At 57.6% G+C, this 23,621-nt stretch carries 17 protein-coding genes; 6 read left to right on the top strand and 11 right to left on the bottom strand.

Going from position 1 to position 23,621, the window contains the following annotated elements; genetic code table 11:
- Nucleotides 1-33: 33 nt before the first annotated feature.
- Both ENTHG_RS14700 and crfC read right to left on the bottom strand, forming a co-directional pair.
- Nucleotides 34-912 (bottom strand): diguanylate cyclase regulator RdcB family protein, encoded by an 879-nt coding sequence (locus tag ENTHG_RS14700; protein ID WP_044181124.1) that lies wholly within the window; start codon nt 910-912, stop codon nt 34-36.
- Nucleotides 909-3,260, bottom strand: a complete 2,352-nt coding sequence (gene crfC, locus ENTHG_RS14695) for a clamp-binding protein CrfC (RefSeq protein WP_044181121.1) — start codon at nt 3,258-3,260, stop codon at nt 909-911. Before crfC ends, ENTHG_RS14700 begins: the two co-directional genes overlap by 4 nt.
- 612 nt (nt 3,261-3,872) lie before the next feature.
- Between crfC and ENTHG_RS14690 the strand changes: the two genes are divergently transcribed.
- A complete protein-coding gene (locus ENTHG_RS14690; RefSeq protein WP_044181118.1) occupies nt 3,873-4,208 on the top strand; it encodes a zinc ribbon domain-containing protein YjdM in 336 nt (111 codons plus the stop codon).
- Between the two features lie 6 nt (nt 4,209-4,214).
- On the opposite strand, the gene yjdP is transcribed toward ENTHG_RS14690, so the two are convergent.
- The 4 genes from yjdP to ENTHG_RS14670 form a co-directional block, all read right to left on the bottom strand.
- Entirely contained in the window at nt 4,215-4,532 is a 318-nt protein-coding gene (gene yjdP, locus ENTHG_RS14685) for a DDRRRQL repeat protein YjdP (protein WP_044181115.1), read from the bottom strand.
- 95 nt (nt 4,533-4,627) lie between these two features.
- Nucleotides 4,628-6,946, bottom strand: coding sequence for a tetratricopeptide repeat protein (locus ENTHG_RS14680; RefSeq protein ID WP_044181112.1), 2,319 nt, complete (start codon nt 6,944-6,946; stop codon nt 4,628-4,630).
- A 3-nt stretch (nt 6,947-6,949) separates the two neighbouring features.
- The gene (locus ENTHG_RS14675; protein ID WP_044181109.1) at nt 6,950-8,791 is read right to left on the bottom strand and encodes an ATP-binding protein; all 1,842 of its coding nucleotides are present in this window, start codon (nt 8,789-8,791) and stop codon (nt 6,950-6,952) included.
- 270 nt (nt 8,792-9,061) lie between these two features.
- Nucleotides 9,062-11,350, bottom strand: coding sequence for an ATP-binding protein (locus ENTHG_RS14670; protein WP_044181106.1), 2,289 nt, complete (start codon nt 11,348-11,350; stop codon nt 9,062-9,064).
- 180 nt (nt 11,351-11,530) lie between these two features.
- On the opposite strand from ENTHG_RS14670, the gene ENTHG_RS14665 reads away from it, so the two are divergent.
- The 3 genes from ENTHG_RS14665 to ENTHG_RS14655 are packed head-to-tail and all read left to right on the top strand — an operon-like array spanning nt 11,531 to nt 15,011.
- Nucleotides 11,531-13,051 carry a sugar ABC transporter ATP-binding protein gene (locus tag ENTHG_RS14665; protein ID WP_044181104.1) on the top strand — a complete coding sequence of 507 codons (1,521 nt, stop codon included), beginning with the start codon at nt 11,531-11,533 and terminating at the stop codon, nt 13,049-13,051.
- Complete coding sequence (locus ENTHG_RS14660) at nt 13,048-14,043, top strand: ABC transporter permease subunit (protein WP_044181101.1); 996 nt, start codon at nt 13,048-13,050, stop codon at nt 14,041-14,043. The genes ENTHG_RS14665 and ENTHG_RS14660 overlap by 4 nt, the downstream gene beginning before the upstream one ends.
- A 29-nt stretch (nt 14,044-14,072) precedes the next feature.
- Nucleotides 14,073-15,011 (top strand): ABC transporter substrate-binding protein, encoded by a 939-nt coding sequence (locus ENTHG_RS14655; RefSeq protein WP_044181098.1) that lies wholly within the window; start codon nt 14,073-14,075, stop codon nt 15,009-15,011.
- 99 nt (nt 15,012-15,110) lie between these two features.
- Here ENTHG_RS14655 and ENTHG_RS14650 read toward each other — a convergent pair whose 3' ends face one another.
- Nucleotides 15,111-15,842, bottom strand: coding sequence for a response regulator (locus ENTHG_RS14650; RefSeq protein WP_044181096.1), 732 nt, complete (start codon nt 15,840-15,842; stop codon nt 15,111-15,113).
- A 264-nt stretch (nt 15,843-16,106) separates the two neighbouring features.
- Between ENTHG_RS14650 and fdhF the strand changes: the two genes are divergently transcribed.
- On the top strand, nt 16,107-18,254 hold the full coding sequence (gene fdhF / locus ENTHG_RS14640) for a formate dehydrogenase subunit alpha (protein WP_081653634.1): 2,148 nt from the start codon (nt 16,107-16,109) through the stop codon (nt 18,252-18,254).
- Nucleotides 18,255-18,404: 150 nt separating this feature from the next.
- On the opposite strand, the gene ENTHG_RS14635 is transcribed toward fdhF, so the two are convergent.
- The 4 genes from ENTHG_RS14635 to gltP all read right to left on the bottom strand — a co-directional run bounded on the left by ENTHG_RS14635 (nt 18,405) and on the right by gltP (nt 21,229).
- Nucleotides 18,405-18,791, bottom strand: a complete 387-nt coding sequence (locus ENTHG_RS14635; protein ID WP_044181088.1) for a VOC family protein — start codon at nt 18,789-18,791, stop codon at nt 18,405-18,407.
- An 18-nt stretch (nt 18,792-18,809) separates the two neighbouring features.
- Complete coding sequence (locus ENTHG_RS14630) at nt 18,810-19,307, bottom strand: hypothetical protein (protein ID WP_044181085.1); 498 nt, start codon at nt 19,305-19,307, stop codon at nt 18,810-18,812.
- Nucleotides 19,307-19,783, bottom strand: a complete 477-nt coding sequence (locus ENTHG_RS14625; protein ID WP_044181082.1) for a hypothetical protein — start codon at nt 19,781-19,783, stop codon at nt 19,307-19,309. The genes ENTHG_RS14630 and ENTHG_RS14625 overlap by 1 nt, the downstream gene beginning before the upstream one ends.
- Nucleotides 19,784-19,915: 132 nt before the next feature.
- Nucleotides 19,916-21,229 carry a glutamate/aspartate:proton symporter GltP gene (gene gltP / locus ENTHG_RS14620; protein WP_044181079.1) on the bottom strand — a complete coding sequence of 438 codons (1,314 nt, stop codon included), beginning with the start codon at nt 21,227-21,229 and terminating at the stop codon, nt 19,916-19,918.
- A gap of 414 nt (nt 21,230-21,643) precedes the next feature.
- Between gltP and acs the strand changes: the two genes are divergently transcribed.
- A complete protein-coding gene (gene acs, locus ENTHG_RS14615; protein ID WP_044181076.1) occupies nt 21,644-23,602 on the top strand; it encodes an acetate--CoA ligase in 1,959 nt (652 codons plus the stop codon).
- Nucleotides 23,603-23,621: the final 19 nt, after the last annotated feature.

Raw genomic sequence — 23,621 nt, 5'->3', positions numbered from 1 at the left:
GCTTCGCTTATCCGGGCTACTCTCCCCTGCGCGTCAGTCGCCAAACATCTCATCGACCATCGCGCTCGCCAGCCGCATGGCTGAACAGAGGCGCGGCATACCAAGCGCCACAGGCTGCCAGCTTTGCGTTACCGACCAGCAGACCGGATGCCGCTCCGGGTCACACCAGTCGCCAAGCCAGCCAAGCAGATCTTTGTAATCCATCAGCCCCGGCGTGGCAGGCGTGGTGAGCCACTGATGATAAAAATGGCGGGTAGCGCTAGAGGCATGAATCTCCTGGGCGAGAAAGTCAGCGGCAACGGCGCGTAAGTTATCCTTCAGCATCGACGCCACCTCGCTGCTCGCCAGACGGCAGGCGTCGCCAAACGCGCCCCAGCGCAGCTCCTCCAGCGCCACGTAACATCTTCCCGCCAGCGACCAGCCGTTATAATGACCGGCGCGCCAGCGGGTGAATATCTGTTCGCTATGGTTGCCCGCCTGCACGGTGAGGCCGCGCTGGGTCAATGCCTTCTCTTTCCAGCCAGCACGCTGGCTGAAATGTTCAATCAGCTCGTCATACTGCTGTTGGCTGCTGGCGGCATTATTGAGCGGTCGGCGTTCGGTCTGTTGCAGCGCGTTAAGCCGCTGGGTGATGCGCGTCAGCGCCAGATGACCGGGGTCGAGCATGCTGGCGAGCTTTTCCGCCAGCCCCAGGCGCAGCGCCTCGTTTTCATTAAGCACCCCCGACATGGCCCACGGGCGCAGTTGGGTTTGCTCCATCACTTCCTGGGTTAATCTTTCACGAAAGAGCTGCTGTTGGGGCACAATCTGGCTCTGCCTGGGGGTATCAGCCCCCTGCACCAGATCCACAATAAACTTGGGATGAATGCATTCAAGCGTTCGTCCTGGCCCTTCCAGTAGTCGTGTTTTCATGGTTGATCTGCCGCGAACAGGGTTTGTATGTCATCGCGTAACAGGCGCGCATCTTCCTGAATCCAGCTAGCCGTTTTGATGCAGTGCCGCAGATGCTGTCGCAACGCGGACACCGACGATTCGTTTTGCTGCCGTATCGCCAGGCTGTCACGCAAACTTTCTTGTAGTCCCGCCAGGCTCAGCGAGAACTCGGCAAAGAATGTCGCCATTCCCGCCGTAACAGAAACATCGACCTGGGCGGCTAAAGCTTTACGGATTTGTTCACAGAACGTGGCCACGTGCTGGATCAATTTCTTATGAAGCGAGGCCACATCGATAACATAACGCGTGCGGGTGACCACATAGTCATCCCAGCCCCAGCTTGGGTTATTCAGCCAGCGGGATACCGTCTCGCGCATGCTGCCGCCGCGAGGCACCTGGCCTGCGGGCATGTCCTCAGAGGCGATGACATTATTAAAAAGCTGGCGCGTGTTGAAGTTTAACGCGCTCGGCTGGAAAGCCGGAAAGCTGATACGCGCGCGGAATCCCGCGTGGCTCAACTCTTCTTTTATTCGCATTTCGATAGGCCGCATGGCATCGTTCAGCGAACGGGTCAGCGTATTCTCCAGCTCGTCGAAACGCAGCGCCAGTTCACGGCTGATTTTCTCCTGCGCGCGCAGAAAAATCGCCTCGCAGGAGGAGCGCATTTTACTGAGCACTATCTGCGCCTGGCCTTCATCATCAAGCACCAGTTGCCCCGCTTCGAAGCCATTATCCGGCCGCAGGTCGGCATAGCTCTCGTTGGCCATTTCCATCAGCTTGCCGTCATTAAACCAGGCGTTAATCGACGCCACAATCTCCTGCTGCTGGTTATGCAGAAAAAGGTCGGTCGCCTCCAGCGCTTCGTCAACTTCGTGGTTAATCTCATCGCTAACCCGCTCCTGGCAATTTTGCAGCAGCGTCATATCGTCTTCCAGACGCGTAATGTTATGTTCCAGGTTTTCAAAGGCGACGGTCAGCCCTTGATAACGAAAATCGAGGTATTCGCGGGCGCTCTGGGCGTAGTTAAGCAGCTTATGCGAGGCGGAACGTAACGCGTAGAGGGAGGCGTTGGCATGAGCGGCATGGAGTAATTTCCGAATCGGCTGCTCAAAGAGCGAGTCTTCCCACAGCAGATCGGCGGCATGGCGAATATGTTCAATATCATCAAGGTCAGCCATCCGCCAGCGTCTGCCAAGCGCCTCTTCGGCAAAATCCTGTACCCAGCGCTGCTCATCCGGATCCGGCAGCTTGCCCTTCTGCGCAAGCTCGTGACGGGCGCGGTTGGCCAGATAACCCCACATAGAAGAGACCGGAAAAATCTGCGACGGGTTAATAAACCCTTTCATCAGGGTACCCGCGATAAGCGCGCGCACCTGATCTTCATCATCGCTGTTACGGTCTTTCTGGTCGAATTTATTCACCAGCGCGTAAAGGGGCACCGAACGCCCGACGGCGGAGATGGCGTGGCGCACCTCCTCATCGGAGATCGATTTAAGCTGGGTGTAATCCATCACCGCCAGCACCGCCGACGCGCGCGCCAGCTGCTCGGTAAGCATCTTTTGCAGATGGGGCTGACCGGCTTCATTCGGCCCGGGGGTGTCCAGTAGCGTCAGCTGCCCTACCGCATTCTCCAGCCCCGCCAGATGCACAAACTCCACCTCAATCACCGGAATATTTTCAATCGCGGCATAGGCGGAGAAAGGGAAATCGACGTCCAGCGCTTTTGACAGGCGCACCAAGTCATTAAGGCTTTTCAGGCAGTGAAAAATCGGCTGCGCGCCCAGATAGTGTTTATCGAAGGCGTCCCCCTGCGAGATACGCTCCAGCAGGGAACTCATGTCTTTGTCGATTTCGAGCTTTTGCGCCAGCTTCTCGCGATCGAATGTATAGAGCCGGGTCTGCAACTGCTGGGTAAGGGTGTCGATAGGCCCGACATGGGCAAAATGCAAAACCGGCTCCTTCTGGCCGGGGGTATGGCGAATAAGGGTAGGCAGCGCGGTCATCGGGCGGTTACGGTTAGGCAACACCTCGGTGCCCACGATGGCGTTGATGGTGGTGGATTTCCCCGCTTTCATCGTGCCGACGATAGCCAGCACCATTTCCAGACGGGTAATTTTACGTAATTCATTTTGCAGCGTCGCCTGCTGCGCTTCGATGCCTCGCGCGCTGAAATGTAAGGGCAGGACATTCACATTCTCTGCTTTACCTGAAGCCGCCTCATCCAGCGTTGCGATCGGCAGGTTTTTTAACGCCTGCAGATTATGCAATGAGAGTTGTAACAGCCTCTCAGCTTCCTGGCTTAATTCAAAAATAGTTTGTGTGTGCATGATAAAAGTCTTTCCTTAACGCAAATTTCTTACTTTTATTAAGCCGGCAGGTTTTTAATTGTGGATATTCGGCTTTTATAATTACGTGTGGAAAACATCTTTAAATGGTAAATACCTGATGGTTATCAGGAAAAATAAAATTCTCGCAAAGCTGACAGAGGACGCTCTTCCGATCGTAAATGATTGGCGAGACAGAGAGCGTAGCTCATTTTCAGGAACTACCAGGATATATCGTCATTTATTTACCCCCCCAATTTGCGAGGTAATTAACGGCCTTCGGTTACAGACTCAGCAAATTTGACAGAACAAAGCGATATAATGCCAGGCGCTTCTTGTCACCTTATCTGAATTAAACATGAGTGGCAATTTCCACCCGAAAATATTCCTTGCGCTCAACATCGTTTTTTACAGTGCTGATGCTAAGTAACAGACCCCAGCATCGCTTAACCCTCTGACAGGGTATGTCATCGCGATCGCGTTTTTTGTCTTTTTCTTAAAAAAAGAATAGCACCAGATTTTATGCGGGTTTGCTGTATAATCGCCCCCTTTGCGGCACAGTCCGCTTTATGCTGGCTCGTTTTCAGCACCCTGTTTACTTTTGAGGATAAGATTATGCAACTACCTGAATGCCCCCAGTGCCACTCCGAATATACCTATGAAGATAACGGCATGTTCGTCTGCCCGGAATGCGCACACGAATGGAACAACGCCGATACCGCGCAGGAGAGCGATGCGCTGGTGGTGAAAGACGCCAACGGCAATCTGCTGGCGGACGGCGACAGCGTCACCGTCGTTAAAGACCTGAAAGTTAAGGGTAGTTCTTCGATGTTGAAAATCGGGACTAAGGTGAAAAATATTCGCCTGGTAGAAGGCGACCATAATATCGACTGCAAAATCGACGGCTTCGGCCCGATGAAGCTGAAATCAGAATTTGTGAAAAAGAACTGACGCGGGTCAGTACTCCTCTTCCAGCCGACGCTCTTCATCATCTAACTGACGCCGCTCCTGGTCCAGCTGCCGCTGGCGATCGTCCAGCTGACGGCGTCGGTCATCAAGCTGCCTGCGGCGATCTTCATACCGTCTGCTCTGCTCATCACGACGCTGATGGTCGTCATAGCGTCGATCGTCGTCATCGCGGCTGTCGTCCGGGTTGTACGCGTCGTTGATCGCCTGCTGAATATTACCGATAGCCTCGTCAATAACATCGGCGTGGGCTAGCGGGGAACTCAAAGTGAATGCGCTGGTAAACAGCAAAATCGCGTAACGTTTCATAGAGCCAGTCTCGTGGTTGGACTGGCTTTACGTTAATCAAGGCTTGCCGGGGCGGGTAGCGGAGGAATCTCAAACTCCTCCGCAGCCGCAATACGCTATAAACCGTAGCGCTCGATAATCTGGCGGTGACGGCTCTCATCCAGCCCGCCTTTGATGGCGACATTCAGCCAGTGAACCGGGTGCGGCCACTCCCGCGTCAGTTCACTGAGCATGCTGTCCACTTCCTGAGGCAGCATGGCAATCGGCGTCGCCAGGTTAAAGTAGAAGCCGGGCAGCGGCTGTTCCGGCTGCTCACGGTCGACGACCTGGTAATCCTCTTCGCTGCTTACCCATACGGAGCCGCCGCGCTCGCGTACCTTCTCTTTGAAGCGCTCAAACAGCTCATCACCGGGATAAGCGCCATCCACAAACCATGATGACGCGTAGCCTCCCTCTTCAATCACTTCTACGCAGTCATAGAGACCGATAAAGTATTCACGCTCCGCTTCATCTTCCGGCGGAGTATTGAGCAGCTCAACATCAAACACCACCGCGTCGTTAAAGCGTTGCTGCGCATTCGGCCACGCGGGCTGGAAGACCCTGGCGGTCGCCGGACCGGTTCGCTGCGCCAGATAGAACACATAGTCGTGTTCTTCTTTAAAGCGCAGGCGGATGACGCCCCAGTTCTCTTCTACCGGCCCCTCCGTGCTGTCGAACTGCATACCCAGCTTCGTGCCCGCTTCACGCACAATATCCCAGTCGCCATTGATACTGGCCGCGGTAATCAGGTCCCAGAGCACATTGTTTGTCTCTTGCTCCAGTGCCTCAAGCTGCGTTACTGCCTGCTGGAGACGGGGAATCGCCCGCTCGCTGGCCCGCAGCTTCATCGCCGCACGGCTGGCCAGCAGCAGCGGCGCTACTTTCGTTTTCCCTTCCGGCGTTTGCAGCATCAGATCGCTCAGCCTTTCCAGCTCGTTCCAGTCTTCATGCGCTAACGCAACCTGCATTTCGAACCAGTAGCCAACGTGGGGAAGAGCGGAGTGATAGTGTTTCGCCAGCGCTAAAATCTCGTCATAACGGCGATTACGCAGTAGCGACGCCAGCAGTTCAAACAGCATTGGTGATTCAGTCTCGGGGTGACGCGCGCGCCAGTTTTGCAGCAGCGCAATCGCCTCATCGGCGGCATGGCACGCCTCCAGCGCAGAAGCAGCAATGGTCACCAGCGGCTCATCATCTGGCCGCTGCGTCGCCGCCAGTTTCAGCCATTCAGCCTCCTGTTCCGGGTCGCGGGTGTTGTTCTCTTTGCTGCGCTCTTCAAGCCAGTCATAAAGCGCCTCTGCGGGCACCGGCAGCTGTACCTCTTGTTCGCGGGCGGCGATTTCACGCTCCAGCTCCGCCAGCGCCAGATCGGCACCCAGGTTTTTACGCAGCCGCGGCAGGCAGCCCTGTGCCTGCCCCAGCGCACGGCGGGCAATCCAGGTCGCATTACGCGCCAGCGCCAGGCGAATATGCACCAGCGCGGTATCGACAGCGGCGCGCCAGGCCTGGCTGGCAATATGGCGCTCCATGATTTGCTGTAATGAGCCTCCCGTCTGCCAGCTGTTGTAAGAAGGGTCGAACTGGCACAGCTTGTCGATAATCCGTACCCAGCGAACCACGCTGCGCATTTGTAGCTGCGACCAGTGGATCAGGTTTTCACAGGCTTCATCCAGCCGCCCCATGGTGGCCAGCACTTCCGCTTTGATCATCTGTCGAACATGGCGCGTTTGCTCCGCGCAATTTTGCAGCTCATCAGGGTCGAGCAGCGGCTCCAGCACCGCCAGCGCCTCGTCATAGCGCCCCAGCTCAAGCAGCGCCTCTGCCTCATTTTCCCGCATGCCGGTCACATCCGGCTCGCCCGCATCCAGCACTTTTTGAATCTGCGCTCTGATGTACTCCAGCGCCTGCGATGCCTGGTTTTTATCCAGCATGGCGTGGAACTGTTCATCAGAGAGACACTGGAAACAGCTCCACAGCGGCGTGATACGCTCCATGGTCTCCTGGCAGACGGCGATACGCTCATCGGCCCAGCCGGGACCGTCGATATTACCGTAGCAGTCGCTGAGATCCTGAGTTACGCAGACCGACTGCGGGCATTCGACGGCATCCGGCTGGTGGGCGCGCTCAAAGTAACGTACCGCATCACCGAGGGCCTTTTCCCCTTCGCCCAGAATCCCCAGCCGGTGGCGCATCTCCCAGTGGCCGATTAGCACTTCCAGCCACGGGTTGCCCGCCGTTTTCTTAAACGAGCGCGCCTCCGGCAGCAGGGCTTCGCTCACCTCCGGCTTAACATCGCAAATGGAGGTCATTAATTTGTTGAGGTGATCGGTGATGTAAGGCTTTCCCGCCTCTCGCAGATCGCTTTCGTATTGGTTGTACCACTGCCAGATATCCATTGCTTACTCCCCTGTATTAGCAAGAAATTGCGTCATTATTATTTGGTTAAAACTCTCCAGCGCCTGATGAAAATCGTTCTGACCGGAACGCTGCAGTTGGAGAGATAAAATCACCTTCAGGTTTTTTAAAAGCTGGCAGGCTGCATCATCGCGCAGCCCTTTGCGCCAGCGTGCGGAAAGCGCCTGAATGGTGGGATTATTGAAGTTGATATAGAGCTGTTTTTCCGCCCCGTCGCTAATACGCTGGGTGAACTGGCGGGCCAGCATCAGCGCCGCGGTGCTCATGCGCCGATCGACATCGTCCTGCTCAAGACGCTGTTTTAGTTCCACTTCGCGGTTCGGCACCACCACAAACGGCAGCACCGCGGGTTCAAAGCGGGAAATGATGCACTCTTCATCACTCGCCAGCTGTTCGCGCCACCACTGCTCCTCCTCTTCACTGATATCGTGGCTGGAAAAGAGCGACTGGTTGCCGCCCGTGGTGCCGATCTCAATCAGGCGAGCCGAGTAGAGCGTTGCCCAGCGGCGCAGGAACGGGATCACCGCATAGCGGTGCCCCAGCGCCACGGGCCGCCCGGTCAGGCGAAACAGCATCTCTTCAAAGCTGCTCTCTTCGCCCGGCATCACCAGCAGCGTATTTTGCTGGCGCAGATGGCTGACCGGGATCTCCCCTTTCGAGGTGGGAATGAGCAGGTCATCTTTTAACAGATCAAACAGCCTTTCATCGCAGATAGCCGCCCCCAGCAGCGCCTCATTATGGCGGCGCAGCACCCGGCGCCAGATAGCAGGCTGGTTTTTGGCAAGCTCGCCAAGCCCGGTGATCAGCGCTTCGGCCAGCGCGTGCTGGGTGGCGTAAAAGGCGTCATCGCGCTGAATATCTTCCCGGTTAGCGGTGGGGGTCAGAATATTGGACTCCACCACCCCGCCGACAAACCCCGCCCATAACGGCAGGAGCTCATGGGCCTGATCGTCAAGCAGCATGCCGCGTAAAAACAGCGACAGGTTGCGGTTATCGCTGGTGCCGTAGGTTGCGCCGTCCTGTATCCACAGGATGCCGACCGCATCGCTTTTGCCATAGGGCGCGACGTCGATGGTGCAGATAGGGGTGAAGTTATGTTCGAAGCGGCTGGCGAACTCAATGTTCTGTTTCTGCTTAAGGCCAGGGTGCAGGGCGACAACCGAGGATTCATCACGACGCCACGGCGGCGCAAGCTGATTAACCGCCGTTTCCGACTGGCCGACAAACAGCGGCTCGCGCATCAGCACGCAGTAACGGCCCAGCAGCCTTTCCAGCAGAGGGTTATCCGCCAGGTAGCTAAACGCCTCTTTCAGAAAGAGGGTAACGGTGAAGCCCGGCTCCCGTGGCGCAGCCGACTCGGTGCGGTAGGTTTCGCCGTTTTCCGAGCGGTAAATCCAGCCCTCCTGCGGCGTTTTCCACGAGGTGGTATGCACCATCACCTGGTCGGCCAGCACAAATGAGGAGAGAAAGCCGAGGCCGAACATGCCGATAAGGCCGGTCTCATCGTCTAACTGCCGCAGGTGCCGCGTATAGCCAATCCCGACCGTCGCCAGAAAGTCATGTATTTCTTGTCGGGTCAGGCCCGCGCCCGTGTCGGTAATGGTGATGGTTTTCTGCTGCGGATTGCCGGTAACGCGGATCTCCGGGGTAAAAGCGGCGTCACTCTGCTCTAAACGACGGCGAACTATCGCATCGTGGGCGTTTTGCACCAGTTCACGCAGCGCGACGATGGGCGTGGAATACAGGTGTTTACTCAGCACCTGCATTAGCCCGTGTAGGTTTACCGAGGTGTCGTGCTGTTCTATTTCAACAATATTATTGTCCATAACTTTTTCACATCTCTTTGTGTACAGGTCAATCCCGACGAAGCAGTCCAGACGCTCCCCGATAACTTTCGGAAAGTTATTTTAATTTTGCAAGCCATTAATAATAAGGGGCCGGAATCTGAATAACCCTCCAGCGGGTAAAATAACAGGGCAATTCTAAGCACATAAATAATGCAAGGCGTCGCAAACTGGCAGGCTATATATCGTTTCTCTTATACGTTATTAATTATCTATTTTTATTATTTATGGGTTAGCGCCTGGCCTGGTTGGTTAATGGCGGGAGGCCGTTATCCGCCGCAGCGCCTCGGCCAGCTGTAAGCGGGTAAAGGGTTTTCGCAGCAGTTCGACCTCCGGCAGCGCCGGGTTGTGCGCCGGGCGCAAATCCTGGCCGCTGATTAACAGCAGCGGCAGATGCGGATAGCGCTGCCGGGCAAAATTAATGACCTCCACGCCGCTCAGTTTGCCCGGCAGCATCAGGTCGCTGATGAGTATTCCCGTCTCCTGCGAGGCTGCCAGCAGCGCCAGCGCCTCCTCGCCTGACGACGCTTCCAGCGTCAGATACCCCAGCTGATGCAGCTGCTCGCACAGGGTTTGTCGCACGTCGGCCTCATCTTCCAGCACCAGCACCAGTTTATCGGTAGGGTCGGCTTCCTGCGCCCGCGCCGCCTCGCCTGGGAGGGCCGCCTGTACCGCCGCTCGCGGCAGCTGCAGGCGCACCGTCGTCCCCTGCCCCGGCGCGCTGTCAATCGCCACCCGGCCGCCGGACTGACGCACGAAACCGTACACCATCGACAGTCCAAGCCCGCTGCCGCTGCCGGTCTGTTTGGTGGTGAAAAACGGCTCGAAGACCTGCTCTTTTACCGCCTGCGTCATTCCACAGCCGCGGTCAATCACTTCCAGCGCCACCATATCCTGCCTGCATCCGTCGCTGCGGGTGACCCGCTGGTTCCAGGTACGAATAACGATGGTTCCCGGCTGCCCCTCCATCGCATCGCGGGCGTTCATCACCAGGTTGATGATGGCATTCTCCAACTGACCGATGTCGATCCACGCTGGCCACGCCGGGGACTGCGCCTCTATCGTAAGCGTAAGGGTGGCGGGGAGCGAATGGCGCAGCAGTTCACTCAGGTTTTCCAGCAGCGGCTTTAGCTCTACCGCCTGCGGCTGCAGCGACTGTTTGCGCGAAAAGGCCAGCAGCCGCTGAGTCAGCAGCGCGCCGCGCTCGGCGGCCTTCAGGGCGCGGGTTATACGCGGCGCGTCAGGAGAGTTCGGGGCGACCAGCTCCAGGCTGCCGATGATCACCGCCAGCAGGTTGTTGAAATCGTGGGCCAGCCCGCCGGTAAGCTGCCCCACCGCCTTCATTTTCTGGCTATGCAGTAGCGCCTCTTCCAGCCCCTGGCGCTCCAGCCGGTCGATCTCCATCTGGGTGGTCTTCTGTTTCAGCAGGCGGGTGGTGTGTTCGAGGGAGGCGGTATTGCGGGCGAAAACGTTAAAGGCGCGGGCCAGCTCGCCCAGCTCATCCCGCCGCTGGAGCGCAGGCACCGACACATCCGGCTCGCCGCGCGCCAGGCGGGTCATCGCCCCGGAGATTGCCGTCAGGTTAGAGCCAAGATTGCGGTAGATATACCACCCGGCAAAGCCGGTAATCACCAGCGCCAGCAGGGCGAAGGCGCTGATAAAAATGATGATGGAGCGCATCTCCTGATGGCTCTGCTGGGTGCGCAGTTCGGAGGCCAGCGCCACCTGGGCCACGTATTGATTGATGTCGTTATTCAGAATGGCGACCAGCGCCTTGATATGAAACATGTACCAGCTTATCGCCAGGTCGCTGGCATCCAGCTGCGTCGCTAGCGGCCCCAGTTTGCCCAGCTCGTTATTGAAGTCAGGCAGAATAGCGTTCACCAACGGGTTAGCCATCGACGAGGGAAGCCGTTCGCGGGCAGCCGTAAGCTGCTGCACCGCAGGGCGCGGCGAAGGGGTGCGAATGGCGATATCCAGCAGGCGGTCCATTTCGTTGAGCAGGCGCGGCTCGGGCTGAGCGATGCCATCACGCTGATGAATAGTTTGCAGGTGGCGTAAATAGCTTTGATTCTGATACAGCGAACTGAGCAATGCGTTGCGCTCCAGATGGCGGCGCTGGCCCCGCTCCAGCATCAGGGTGACGCTCTGCTCCAGTTCATGGCTGCGCCGGGTGATGCGCGCCACCAGCTGCGGCTCAAGTCGGGCGAGCGGCGCGTTAGCCAGCTGCTCAAGGGAGTTTTGCAGCGCCGTCTGCGTCGCCTTAAGCCTTTCCGCTTCGCTTTTATACTCCAGCGACCCCACCACCTGCGAAAGCCGCACCGCCGCCGTGGCGACGTTGGCGGTATCGCGGGCCAGATTCATGCTGCCGGTCATGTCGTCCAGCGTCTGCTGCTGTACCTGCTCCTGGATCTGGCTGGCGTGACGAAACCCCAGCACCGCCACGCCGCAAACCATCAGCGTCACCGCCACCACCAGCAGATTAAAAAACAGCAGCCGCCCGCGGGCGCTGGCGAAAAACGGGGGACGGCGTGCGGGCATGCAGGCTCCTCTGCGGTTTGGCGCTCACCCGCGCCCTCTCCCACAGGACGAGGGAAAAAGCGGAGGAAGTGTGACGACGGTTAACTATTCATCACTATGACAAATATGAACGGCCCCTGACATGGTGCGTTTACGTTCCTGTGATGGAGTGCATACACCGACATTCACAGGAGATCCGCGATGGCTGACACGCCGGTTCTGGAGATGCGCAATATCGCCAAAGCGTTTGGCAAGTTTTACGCGCTGAAAGGGGTGGATCTGACAGTGTACCCCGGTGAAATTCACGCCCTGATGGGGGAAAACGGCGCGGGCAAAAGCACCTTAATGAAGATTCTGGCCGGGGCTTATACCGCCACCAGCGGCGACATCCTTATTGACGGTAAGCCGTTCACTATTAAGGGGCCAAAGGACGCCCTGACGGCAGGCATTACCCTGATTTACCAGGAGATGCAGCTCGCCCCTAACCTGACCGTCGCTGAAAATATTTTCCTCGGCAGCGAAATTTCCCGTGGCGGGCTGGTGCAGCGCCGGGAGATGGTCGCCCAGGCGCAGACCGTTATTAACCGCCTCGGGGCGCAGTTTAAGGCCAGCGATCGGGTGATGAAACTGACTATCGCCGAGCAGCAGCAGGTGGAGATTGCCCGCGCGCTGCACCGCAACAGCCGCATTCTGGTGATGGACGAACCTACCGCCGCCCTCTCCTCGCGCGAAACGCACCGTCTGTTCGAGCTGATCCTGCGCCTGCGCGATGAAGGAATGGCGATTATCTACATCAGCCACCGTATGGCGGAAGTGTATGAACTGTCAGACCGGGTCAGCGTGCTGCGTGACGGCCAGTACGTCGGCAGCCTGACCCGCGACAAACTCAACGCCTCCGAACTGGTGCGAATGATGGTGGGCCGCCCCTTAAGCGACCTGTTTAATAAAGAGCGCGATATTCCGCTGGGCGAGACGCGGTTGCGCGTTCAGCATCTCACCGACGGCGGAAAAATTCATCCGGTGAGCCTGCAGGTGCGCGCCGGGGAGATTGTCGGCCTTGCCGGGCTGGTGGGCGCGGGGCGCTCTGAGCTGGCGCAGCTGATTTTCGGCGTGCGTAAAGCCACGGGCGGCGTCATTGAAGTGGATGGCGAACCGGTGGTTATCCACTCCCCCCGCGCCGCCATCGACATGGGGATCGGTTTTCTGACCGAGAACCGCAAAGAGCAGGGGCTGTTTCTTGAGCTGGCGGCGCAGGAGAACATCACCATGGCGACGCTGGAGCGCGATGCGAACTTCGGCATGCTCGACCGCAAAAAGGCGCAGACCATCTCGGACGACGCCATTAAGTTGCTCAACATTCGCGTTCCTCACGCGCTGGTACGGGCGGGCGGGTTATCCGGCGGCAACCAGCAGAAGCTGCTGATCTCCCGCTGGGTCGCCATTGGCCCACGTATTTTGATCCTCGACGAGCCCACGCGCGGCGTTGATGTCGGGGCGAAAAGCGAGATCTACCGGATCATGAACCAGATGGCGCGGCAGGGGGTGGCGATTCTGATGATCTCCAGCGAACTGCCGGAGGTAGTTGGCATGAGCGATCGCGTCTACGTGATGCGCGAGGGCGAGATCGCTGGCGAGCTGACCGGCGAACAGATCTCCCAGGAAAATATCATGACGCTGGCAACCGGCGTTGAGGACTCTCATCATCAGGCGGTGCAACCATGACTCCTTCAACCAATCCGCAGCAGGTGACGAAATCGGTCTCAGCAAAAAAGATGCTGATGGGCGATCTGATGCAAACGGTCGGCATCCTGCCGATTCTTATCCTGATCGTGGCGGTATTTGGCTTTATCGCGCCAAATTTCTTCACTGAAAGCAACCTGCTGAACATTACCCGCCAGTCTTCGATCAACATTGTGCTGGCGGCGGGGATGACCTTCATCATTCTTACCGGCGGGATTGATCTTTCGGTGGGGTCGATTCTGGGCACCACGGCGGTGGCGGCGATGGTGGTCTCGCTGATACCGGAGTTCGCCCTGCTGTCGGTCCCGGCGGCGCTGATGCTCGGGCTGCTGCTGGGGCTGTTTAACGGCGCGCTGGTGGCCTTTGCCGGCCTGCCCCCCTTTATTGTCACGCTGGGGACCTATACCGCGCTGCGCGGCGCGGCCTATCTGCTGGCGGACGGCACCACGGTGATCAACTCCAGCATCAGCTTTGAGTGGATCGGCAACAACTATCTCGGCCCGGTGCCGTGGCTGGTGGTCATCGCGCTGGCGGTGATTGCGGTGTGCTGGTTTATTCTGCGCCGCACTACCCTCGGCGTTCATATCTATGCGGTGGGCGGCAATATGCAGGCGGCGCGGCTCACCGGGATAAAAGTATGGCTGGTGCTGCTGTTTGTCTACGGCATGAGCGGCCTGCTCTCTGGCCTTGGCGGCGTGATGAGCGCCTCACGTCTCTACAGCGCCAACGGCAACTTAGGCATGGGTTATGAACTGGACGCCATCGCCGCGGTGATCCTCGGCGGCACCAGCTTCGTCGGCGGGATCGGCACCATCACCGGCACGCTAGTGGGCGCGCTGATCATCGCCACCCTCAATAACGGCATGACCCTGATGGGCGTCTCTTACTTCTGGCAACTGGTGATCAAAGGGGCGGTGATCATCATTGCGGTACTGATCGACAAATACCGTACCCGGCATCATCAAAGCGCATAACAACAACATCTTACTTCGAGGAAGACTGCATGAAATTAAAACTTCTCCCCGCGCTCTGTGCTGGCGCTCTGCTTGCCGCGACGCCGTTCGTGCAGGCAAAGGATTTGAAATCCATCGGCGTGACGGTGGGGGATCTCGCCAACCCCTTCTTCGTGCAAATCACCAAAGGCGCGGAGCTGGAAGCGCGCAAACTGGCGGGTGATAACGTCAAAGTGACGCTGGTCTCCAGCGGTTACGATCTGGGCCAGCAGGTAACGCAGATCGATAACTTTATCGCCGCCAAAGTGGACATGATCATTCTCAACGCCGCTGACTCTAAGGGCATTGGCCCGGCGGTTAAACGCGCCAAAGAGGCAGGCATTGTGGTGGTGGCGGTAGACGTGGCGGCGGAAGGGGCCGATGCGACCATTACCTCCGATAACACCCAGGCAGGCGAGATGGCCTGTAAATATATTACCGACCGTCTGCAGGGCAAAGGCAATGTGGTGATCATCAACGGACCGCCGGTCTCCGCCGTGCAGAACCGTGTGGAGGGCTGCCAGACCGAATTCAAGCGCCACCCGGAGATTAAGGTGCTGTCCTCTAACCAGAACGCTAAAGGCAGCCGCGAAGGTGGGCTGGAGGTGATGACCTCTCTGCTGGCGGCAAATCCGAAGATCGATGGTGTCTTCGCCATTAACGATCCGACGGCGATCGGCGCCGATCTGGCGGCGAAACAGGCACAGCGTAACGAGTTCTTTATCGTTGGCGTCGACGGCTCGCCGGATGGCGAAGAGGCGCTCAAGCGCGAGAATTCGCTGTTTGTCGCCACCCCGGCGCAGGATCCGCAGGTCATGGCGGCGAAAGCGGTGGAAATCGGCTACAACATCCTGCAGGGCAAACCCGCGCCGAAAGAGCCGGTGCTGATCCCGGTGACAATGATCGATAAGAAGAACGTCGGCACCTATAAAGGGTGGACGGTTAAGTAACACAGCGCCTTGATCCCCTCACTCCTGCCCTCTCTACGGAGGAGTGAGGGACAAAGCGCGCACCTCTTTGTGAAACGCTCCGCCCGCAAAAACCTGTCGTTACGCCGCCCGATCGTTATGCGCCACGTCGGCGGCGAAAACATAGCCCAGGCCGCGCATGGTCTTAATCAGCGCAGGCTGGTGAGGGTTTATCTCGATTTTGCGCCGCAGACGCATAATCAATACGTCGATGGTGCGATCGAACACCTCCACACTTTCGCTGTGGGTCAGCTCCAGTAACTGTTCGCGGCTTAATACCCGCCGCGCGTTTTGCACCAGCGCCAGCAGCAGAGTGTACTCCCCCTGGGTCAGCGGCACCGGCTGCTGCTGCGGATCGAACAGCGAGCAGCGCGCCGGATCGAGGTGCCAGCCGTTAAAAGAAAAGCCCGCCGTTTTCACGAGGGGGGTATCGGCGGCAAGCACGCCGGTACGCCTCAGCACGGCCTTAACGCGCGCGACCAGTACCCGCGCGTTAAACGGTTTGCCGATGTAATCATCAGCCCCCATCTCCAGGCCAACCACCACATCTGCTTCGCTGCCCAGGCCGGTAAGCATAATTACCGGCAGCGCGGGGCGCTGTTTTTGTAATTGCTGCAACACCATCAGACCGTTGATATCCGGCAGCACCATATCCAGCAGCACCAGCGCGATCTCCGGGCGCAGGGCGACCGCCGCCACGGCGTCCAGCCCGTTATGGCAGGTATGTACCGCGAAGACATGTTCGCTCAGCACGTCCTCCAGCAGTTCACAAACCGCCGTGTCGTCGTCCACTATCAGAATCGCTGGTTTCATCTTGCGCATCCGCCGCCCGTAATCGGTTTTATCTATTCTATTGGGCGCACCCATAAAGGCGGTGAATTCATGCCGTTTTTACAACCCCGGTCACATCCTTCCCGCCGTCGCGTCAAATCTGGCGATGGCCTGCCCTCAATCAGTATTTTTTCCAAAAGAAGACCGTAAAATCCGGCAATAACCACAAAAGATGCATGGCAAAGAAGATGCATAATGAGGTGGATGAGCGCGTAAGCGCACTCTTTTTAAACAGGAGCGATAGCGATGGAAAAAGTCGTCACGGTTTGCCCCTATTGCGCCTCGGGTTGCAAGATAAACCTGGTGGTGGATAACGGCAAAATCGTCAGGGCGGAGGCGGCGCAAGGGAAAAACAACCAGGGTACGCTGTGTCTGAAAGGCTACTACGGTTGGGATTTTATTAACGATACCCAAATTCTTACGCCGCGTTTGAAAACCCCTATGATTCGCCGCCAGCGCGGCGGCAGGCTGGAAGCCGTCTCCTGGGATGAAGCCCTGGATTATGTGGCCGCGCGTCTTAGCGCGATTAAAGAGAAGTATGGTCCGGATGCTATCCAGACCACCGGTTCGTCCCGCGGGACGGGGAACGAAACCAACTACATTATGCAGAAGTTCGCGCGTGCCGTGATTGGCACCAATAACGTCGACTGCTGCGCACGCGTCTGACACGGCCCCTCGGTTGCAGGTCTGCACCAGTCGGTCGGTAACGGCGCAATGAGCAATGCTATCACCGAGATTGATAACACCGATCTCGTGTTTATTTTCGGCTATAACCCGGCGGATTCGCACCCTATCGTCGCCAACCACATTATTCGGGCGAAACAGAACGGGGCGAAAATCATCGTCTGCGATCCGCGAAAAATCGAAACCGCGCGCATTGCCGATATGCACCTGGCGCTGAAAAACGGCTCGAATATCGCGCTGCTGAACGCGATGGGTCACGTCATCATCGAAGAAAATCTGTACGACAAGGCTTTTGTCGCCTCGCGTACGGAAGGGTTTGCAGAGTACAAGAAGATTGTCGAAGGCTATACGCCCGCATCGGTGGAAGCGATAACCGGCATCAGCGCGCAGCAGATTCGCCAGGCTGCACGCATGTACGCGAAGGCGGGAGCCGCCACCATCCTGTGGGGCATGGGCGTCACTCAGTTCTACCAGGGCGTAGAGACCGTGCGCTCGCTGACCAGCCTCGCCATGCTCACCGGCAACCTCGGTAAGCCGCACGTCGGCGTCAACCCCGTGCGCGGGCAGAACAACGTGCAGGGGGCGTGCGATATGGGCGCGCTGCCGGACACCTACCCCGGCTACCAGTATGTGAAGTTCCCGGAAAACCGCGACAAGTTCGCCAAAGCCTGGGGGGTGGAGAGCCTGCCGGAGCACACCGGCTATCGCATCAGCGAACTGCCGCACCGGGTGGCCCACGGCGAAGTGCGCGCGGCGTACATTATGGGGGAAGATCCGTTGCAGACGGACGCGGAGCTGTCCGCGGTGCGTCAGGCGTTCGCGGATCTGGAGCTGGTTATCGTGCAGGATATCTTCATGACCAAAACCGCAGCGGCGGCGGATGTGGTATTGCCGTCCACCTCGTGGGGCGAACATGAAGGGGTCTATACGGCGGCAGACCGCGGCTTCCAGCGCTTCTTTAAAGCGGTCGAACCGAAGTGGGATCTGAAAACCGACTGGCAGATTATCGGTGAAATCGCCACCCGTATGGGCTACCCGATGCACTACGACAACACCCAGCAGATCTGGGATGAGTTACGGCATCTGTGCCCGGACTTCCTCGGGGCGACCTACGAGAAGATGGGCGAGCTGGGCTACATTCAGTGGCCGTGCCGCGATGAGTCAGAGGCCGACCAGGGAACGTCGTATCTGTTCAAAGAGCGCTTTTCTACGCCGAACGGGCTGGCGCAGTTCTTTACCTGCGACTGGGTTGCCCCTATCGATAAACTCACCGATGAGTATCCGATGGTGCTCTCCACCGTGCGCGAAGTGGGTCACTACTCCTGTCGTTCGATGACCGGCAACTGCGCGGCGCTGGCCGCGCTGGCGGACGAGCCGGGCTATGCGCAGATCAACACCGAAGACGCCGCGCGTCTGGGTATTGAAGATAACGCGCTGGTGTGGGTTAACTCGCGTAAGGGGCGAATCATCACCCGCGCGCAGGTCAGCGACCGGCCGAACAAAGGGGCGGTATATATGACCTACCAGTGGTGGATTGGCGCCTGTAATGAACTGGTGACGGAGAACCTGAGCCCGATAACCAAAACGCCGGAGTACAAGTATTGCGCCGTGCGTATCGAGCCGATCGCCGATCAGCAGGCCGCCGAGCAGTTCGTGATTGATGAGTACAATGCGTTGAAAGCCCGCCTGCGCGAAAGCGCAATGGGATGAGCCTGATCCCCTCTCCCCAACGGGGCGAGGGGAACACGTAGCCCGGATAAGCGAAGCGCATCCGGGAACTATTGCGTTACCAACCCCTCACCCTGACCCCAACGGCGCGAGAGGATCACGTAGCCCGGATAAGCGAAGCGCATCCGGGAACTATTGCGCCACCAGCTCAATGCGGTTGCCGTCGGGGTCGGCGATGACCGCCTCGTAAAAACCGTCGCCGGTCCATCTGGCGGGGCTTAACAAACGCCCTTCGGCCTGCGCGTTTTGCGCCATCGCATCCACCTCTTCCGGCCCGCCTACGGTGATGGCGATATGCGCCCAGCCGACAAACTCCGCGCTTTCTGGCGCATCGGCAAGGCCAGGCACGGTCATCAGCTCAATGGTCGGGCCATCGGCGAGGGTAATAAAGTGCGAAGCAAACCCTGGCCGGTTTTTACTGACATAACGATCGTTGCTCTGGCCGTTGAATACCCGCTGCCAGAACTCCACCTGCGCCTGTAAATCGCGCGTCCAGAGCGCCACATGTGCAATTTTCATTTTTCCTCCCGGTTGGCTTTAGCGTGCTTTCAACCCCAGCATACTCTCAATAACGGGCAGAATATGCGTTTCAAACGCCTGCCGGTCCGCTTTTTGACTGCGGGTATAAAAGCTGTCGGAAACAGGGATATCACCGCCACCGCGCTCGCTTTTGCGCGTCAGCACATACTCGAACGTATTCATCTCGCTGACGGTGGTAAGCGCGTAGATATCGCTAAAGCGGCACACGACGCTTGCGGGCATCAAGGGTAACTTTCTCGCTATCTGACCGGCGGCGGCATCGAAAATCAGCGCCTCGCCATTCTTCCACAGATAAAAGAGACCGTAGACGGCGACAGCGCCGCCAAACAGCAGTGGCGCAATAAGGGGTGTCAGCCGCTGGCCGTTGAGCTGCGCCCAGATAAGCAGGCCCGCTAATATCGCCACGCCAAAGCAGAGCAGGATCAGCGCGCTTCCCCTTTTCCAGGGGCGATAGACCAGCCGCTTAGCGGTTGCCTCAACGATTACCGCAGACATTACGCGCCTTCACGCTGGCGAAGGCCTAAAAAGGCTTCCGTCTCTTCGATCATCGCCTGCGACGCTTTACTGCCGGGGCCAAACTGTCTGATGGGCATTTTTACCGTTTTCCCGCCATCGTTGAACACGACGTTCAGGATGCTGTTACGCATCAGGCCGAAAAAACGATACTGGCGAATGAGCTCCAGCCCGGCGTAGTTACTTAGCGGCTGGATAAAACGCGGTTTGCCGCTGCCGGTTTGCACCGAGAAAGTACGCTTATCTAAATCAAAGACCATTTTTGTCATCAGCGCGGCAAACATCAGCCCGGCGACGGCAAGCAGGATCACGCAGACAATGATGCCGCGTTTTGAGTAGTCATTGGTGATTAAGCTCCATACCCCCAGCGCGATAAAGAAGATCCCCAGCGCGATTTTCATGGTCTTCTGATTCTTAACGATGTAGCGGTTACCTTCGTGCAGGTAAAATTCGGACATTCCCGTTGTCTCCCATTCACTAAAAATTAAAAAGTTCATTACATTAATTGCATCAATATTATGCACACAACAAATAATAAGGGGTAAAAAAATCCCCGGCGACTGCCAGGGATTGGGGGGAACCGCCAGCCGTTATCGATCGGCCCGCTTATCAAACTTGCCAAACATTTCGCGTTCGTAAGCCTGGGCTTTTTTACGGTCGAACTTGTGTTCCCACTTGGAGATAACCAGCACCGCCAGCGCATTACCTACCACATTCAGCGCCGTACGGGCCATATCCAGAATGCGGTCGACACCCGCGATAAAGGCCAGCCCTTCCAGCGGAATGCCTACGCTGCCCAGCGTCGCCAGCAGTACCACAAACGAGACGCCGGGCACGCCCGCGATACCTTTTGAGGTCACCATCAGGGTCAGCACCAGAATTATCTCCTGGCTCAGGGAGAGGTCGATGCCGTAAAGCTGGGCGATAAAAATAGCGGCAATACTTTGGTACAGCGTCGAACCATCCAGATTAAAAGAGTAGCCGGTCGGCACCACGAAGCTGGTAATGGACGCAGGCGCGCCATAGGCTTCCATCTTTTCGATAATGCGCGGCAGTACGCTTTCGGAACTTGCGGTGGAATAAGCGAGGATCAGCTCATCTTTCAGGATACGAATCAGCGTCCAGATGCTGAGTTTGCACATCCGCGCCACAATGCCCAGCACCACCAGCGCAAAGAAGACTATCGCGAAGTAGACAAGGATAACCAGCTTCGCCAGCGGCCACAGAGAGGCGAAACCGAAGTTGGCGACTGTCACCGAGATCAGCGCGAACACGCCAACCGGGGCGTAACGCATCACCATATGGGTCACTTTAAACATGGTTTCGGAGATGGAGCGGAATACCGTCACCAGCGGGTCGCGGTGGCTGGCAGGCAGGGACGACAGGCCCAGGCCGAACAGCACCGAGAAGAAGATGATCGGCAGCATATCGCCTTTCGCCATCGAGGCCACGATATTGGTCGGCACCAGCGACAGCAGCGTCCCCATCAGACCATGGGCGTGGCTTTGCACCTCCGCCGTGGTGTTCTGGTATTTCGAAATATCCACCGCCGCCAGCTGGGACATATCAATCCCCGCGCCTGGCTGGAACACATTCGCCAGGGTGATACCCAGCACGATCGCTACCGTGGTGATCACTTCGAAATAAATGATGGTTTTAGCGCCGATACGGCCCAGCTGTTTCGCATCGCCAACGCCTGCAATACCGACCACCAGCGTCGAGATAACAATCGGCACGACAATCATCTTAATCAGATGAATAAAGATATCCCCGGCTGGCGACAGAAGATTGGCAATCAGCCATTCGCGGCTGTCGCTGTGATAATGCAAGTAACTACCCAGAAGAATACCCAGCACCAGGGCCAGCAAAATTTGCCAGGCCAGGCTGACTTTCATGTTTTTCATAACTACAGACATCCTCAGTGAAGCGCCCTTCCCGGAAAGGGAACGACTCATACGGAAAGGGGTATAATTAGCGTCTCTCGATATTGCGGGGTTTTTAACGCGCGTTATCAGTACCATTTGCAAGGTGTAACGCGCAACCCTTTGCCAGAAGGGGGTTTCACTAACTTTTAGGCGAAAAACGCATTTTTATGCCATTTATCATTCATAACTATCTGTTATGGATAGTAAAACTCCAACATTAAAACTTATTATTTACCGCTGCAATTATTTCCCTTCAAAGTTTCAACTGCCGAATTTTCATACTGTTCAATCAATGCGTGATCTGTCGCGCAAATAATAAACAAAGCAGGCTAAGCCCCTACAATTAACGTTTATGTGACATATTATTAACATCCTACAAGGAGAGCAAAAGCCATGAGCCAAATACATAAACACGCTATTCCCGCCAATATAGCGGACCGTTGCCTGATAAACCCTGAACAGTACGCAGCCAAATACCAGCAGTCTATTACCGACCCTGACGCCTTCTGGGGCGAACAGGGCAAAATCCTTGACTGGATTACGCCTTATCAAAAGGTCAAGAACACCTCTTTCGCGCCGGGCAACGTCTCTATCAAATGGTATGAGGATGGTACGCTCAACCTGGCCGCTAACTGTCTCGACAGGCACCTTGCCAGCCGGGGCGACCAGACCGCGATTATCTGGGAAGGCGACGACGCCTCCCAAAGCAAGCACATCTCATACCGTGAACTGCATGCCGACGTCTGCCGCTTCGCCAATGTCCTGACCGACCTCGGCATTAAAAAAGGCGATGTGGTGGCAATCTATATGCCGATGGTGCCGGAAGCGGCGGTCGCCATGCTGGCCTGCGCGCGCATTGGCGCCATCCACTCCGTCATCTTTGGCGGCTTTTCGCCGGAGGCGGTCGCTGGCCGCATCATCGACTCCAACTCACGGCTGGTTATCACCGCCGACGAAGGGGTTCGCGCCGGGCGCACTATCCCGCTGAAAAAGAACGTGGACGACGCGCTGAAAAACCCGAATGTGAAAAGCGTCGAGCACGTCGTGGTACTGAAACGCACCGGCGGCAACGTTGAGTGGCACGAAGGCCGCGATCTGGCGTGGGAGAAGCTGGTCGCCGACGCCAGCGCTGAACATCAGGCGGTCGAGGTCAACGCGGAAGATCCGCTGTTCATCCTCTATACCTCCGGTTCAACCGGCAAGCCGAAAGGGGTGCTGCACACCACCGGCGGCTATCTGGTCTATGCCGCCACCACCTTTAAATATGTCTTTGACTACCATGACGGCGATATTTACTGGTGCACCGCCGATGTGGGCTGGGTGACCGGCCACAGCTACCTGCTCTACGGCCCGCTGGCCTGCGGCGCTACCACGCTGATGTTTGAAGGCGTGCCAAACTGGCCAACCCCGGCGCGAATGAGCCAGGTTGTCGATAAGCACCAGGTCAATATTCTCTATACCGCGCCAACGGCGATTCGCGCCCTGATGGCGGAAGGCGATAAGGCGACGGCCGGTACGGATCGTTCATCCCTGCGCATTCTTGGCTCCGTGGGCGAGCCGATTAACCCGGAAGCCTGGGAGTGGTACTGGAAGAAAATCGGCAACGAGAAGTGCCCGGTAATGGACACCTGGTGGCAGACCGAAACCGGCGGCTTTATGATCACCCCGCTGCCGGGGGCGATTGAACTGAAAGCCGGTTCCGCTACCCGCCCGTTCTTCGGCGTGCAGCCTGCGCTGGTGGATAACGAAGGCAACCCGCTCGAAGGCGCGACCGAAGGCAATCTGGTGATTACCGACTCCTGGCCGGGCCAGGCGCGCACCCTGTTCGGCGACCATGAACGCTTTGAACAGACCTACTTCTCCACCTTCAAAAATATGTACTTTAGCGGCGACGGCGCGCGCCGTGACGAAGATGGCTATTACTGGATCACCGGGCGCGTGGATGACGTGCTGAACGTCTCCGGCCATCGGCTGGGAACGGCGGAGATTGAATCGGCGCTGGTTTCCCACCCAAAAATCGCCGAGGCCGCCGTGGTGGGGATTCCCCACAACATCAAAGGCCAGGCCATTTACGCCTATGTCACCCTGAACCACGGTGAGGAGCCGTCGCCGGAACTCTATACCGAGGTGCGTAACTGGGTGCGTAAAGAGATAGGCCCGCTGGCGACGCCGGACGTGCTGCACTGGACCGATTCGCTGCCGAAAACCCGCTCCGGCAAGATCATGCGCCGTATTCTGCGCAAAATCGCCGCCGGGGATACCAGCAACTTCGGCGATACCTCAACGCTCGCCGATCCGGGCGTGGTGGAAAAACTGCTCGAAGAGAAGCAGTCCATCGCAATGCCTTCGTAATCTGCGTTTCTCCCTCTCC

The sequence above is a fragment of the Phytobacter massiliensis JC163 genome (assembly GCF_000321045.1).
Taxonomy (GTDB): Bacteria; Pseudomonadota; Gammaproteobacteria; order Enterobacterales; family Enterobacteriaceae; genus Phytobacter_A; species Phytobacter_A massiliensis.
This window is presented reverse-complemented; position numbering and strand designations above follow the sequence as displayed.

What these genes read in the sequence shown, in the direction of transcription:
- ENTHG_RS14625 (WP_044181082.1), bottom strand. Translation starts at nt 19,783, where the DNA reads ATGTCCGAATTTTACCTGCACGAAGGTAACCGCTACATCGTTAAGAAT.
- ENTHG_RS14655 (WP_044181098.1), top strand. Translation starts at nt 14,073, where the DNA reads ATGAAATTAAAACTTCTCCCCGCGCTCTGTGCTGGCGCTCTGCTTGCC.
- ENTHG_RS14690 (WP_044181118.1), top strand. Translation starts at nt 3,873, where the DNA reads ATGCAACTACCTGAATGCCCCCAGTGCCACTCCGAATATACCTATGAA.
- ENTHG_RS14680 (WP_044181112.1), bottom strand. Translation starts at nt 6,946, where the DNA reads ATGGATATCTGGCAGTGGTACAACCAATACGAAAGCGATCTGCGAGAG.
- ENTHG_RS14650 (WP_044181096.1), bottom strand. Translation starts at nt 15,842, where the DNA reads ATGAAACCAGCGATTCTGATAGTGGACGACGACACGGCGGTTTGTGAA.
- ENTHG_RS14635 (WP_044181088.1), bottom strand. Translation starts at nt 18,791, where the DNA reads ATGAAAATTGCACATGTGGCGCTCTGGACGCGCGATTTACAGGCGCAG.
- yjdP (WP_044181115.1), bottom strand. Translation starts at nt 4,532, where the DNA reads ATGAAACGTTACGCGATTTTGCTGTTTACCAGCGCATTCACTTTGAGT.
- gltP (WP_044181079.1), bottom strand. Translation starts at nt 21,229, where the DNA reads ATGAAAAACATGAAAGTCAGCCTGGCCTGGCAAATTTTGCTGGCCCTG.
- acs (WP_044181076.1), top strand. Translation starts at nt 21,644, where the DNA reads ATGAGCCAAATACATAAACACGCTATTCCCGCCAATATAGCGGACCGT.
- ENTHG_RS14670 (WP_044181106.1), bottom strand. Translation starts at nt 11,350, where the DNA reads ATGCCCGCACGCCGTCCCCCGTTTTTCGCCAGCGCCCGCGGGCGGCTG.
- ENTHG_RS14660 (WP_044181101.1), top strand. Translation starts at nt 13,048, where the DNA reads ATGACTCCTTCAACCAATCCGCAGCAGGTGACGAAATCGGTCTCAGCA.
- ENTHG_RS14665 (WP_044181104.1), top strand. Translation starts at nt 11,531, where the DNA reads ATGGCTGACACGCCGGTTCTGGAGATGCGCAATATCGCCAAAGCGTTT.
- ENTHG_RS14630 (WP_044181085.1), bottom strand. Translation starts at nt 19,307, where the DNA reads ATGTCTGCGGTAATCGTTGAGGCAACCGCTAAGCGGCTGGTCTATCGC.
- ENTHG_RS14675 (WP_044181109.1), bottom strand. Translation starts at nt 8,791, where the DNA reads ATGGACAATAATATTGTTGAAATAGAACAGCACGACACCTCGGTAAAC.
- crfC (WP_044181121.1), bottom strand. Translation starts at nt 3,260, where the DNA reads ATGCACACACAAACTATTTTTGAATTAAGCCAGGAAGCTGAGAGGCTG.
- ENTHG_RS14700 (WP_044181124.1), bottom strand. Translation starts at nt 912, where the DNA reads ATGAAAACACGACTACTGGAAGGGCCAGGACGAACGCTTGAATGCATT.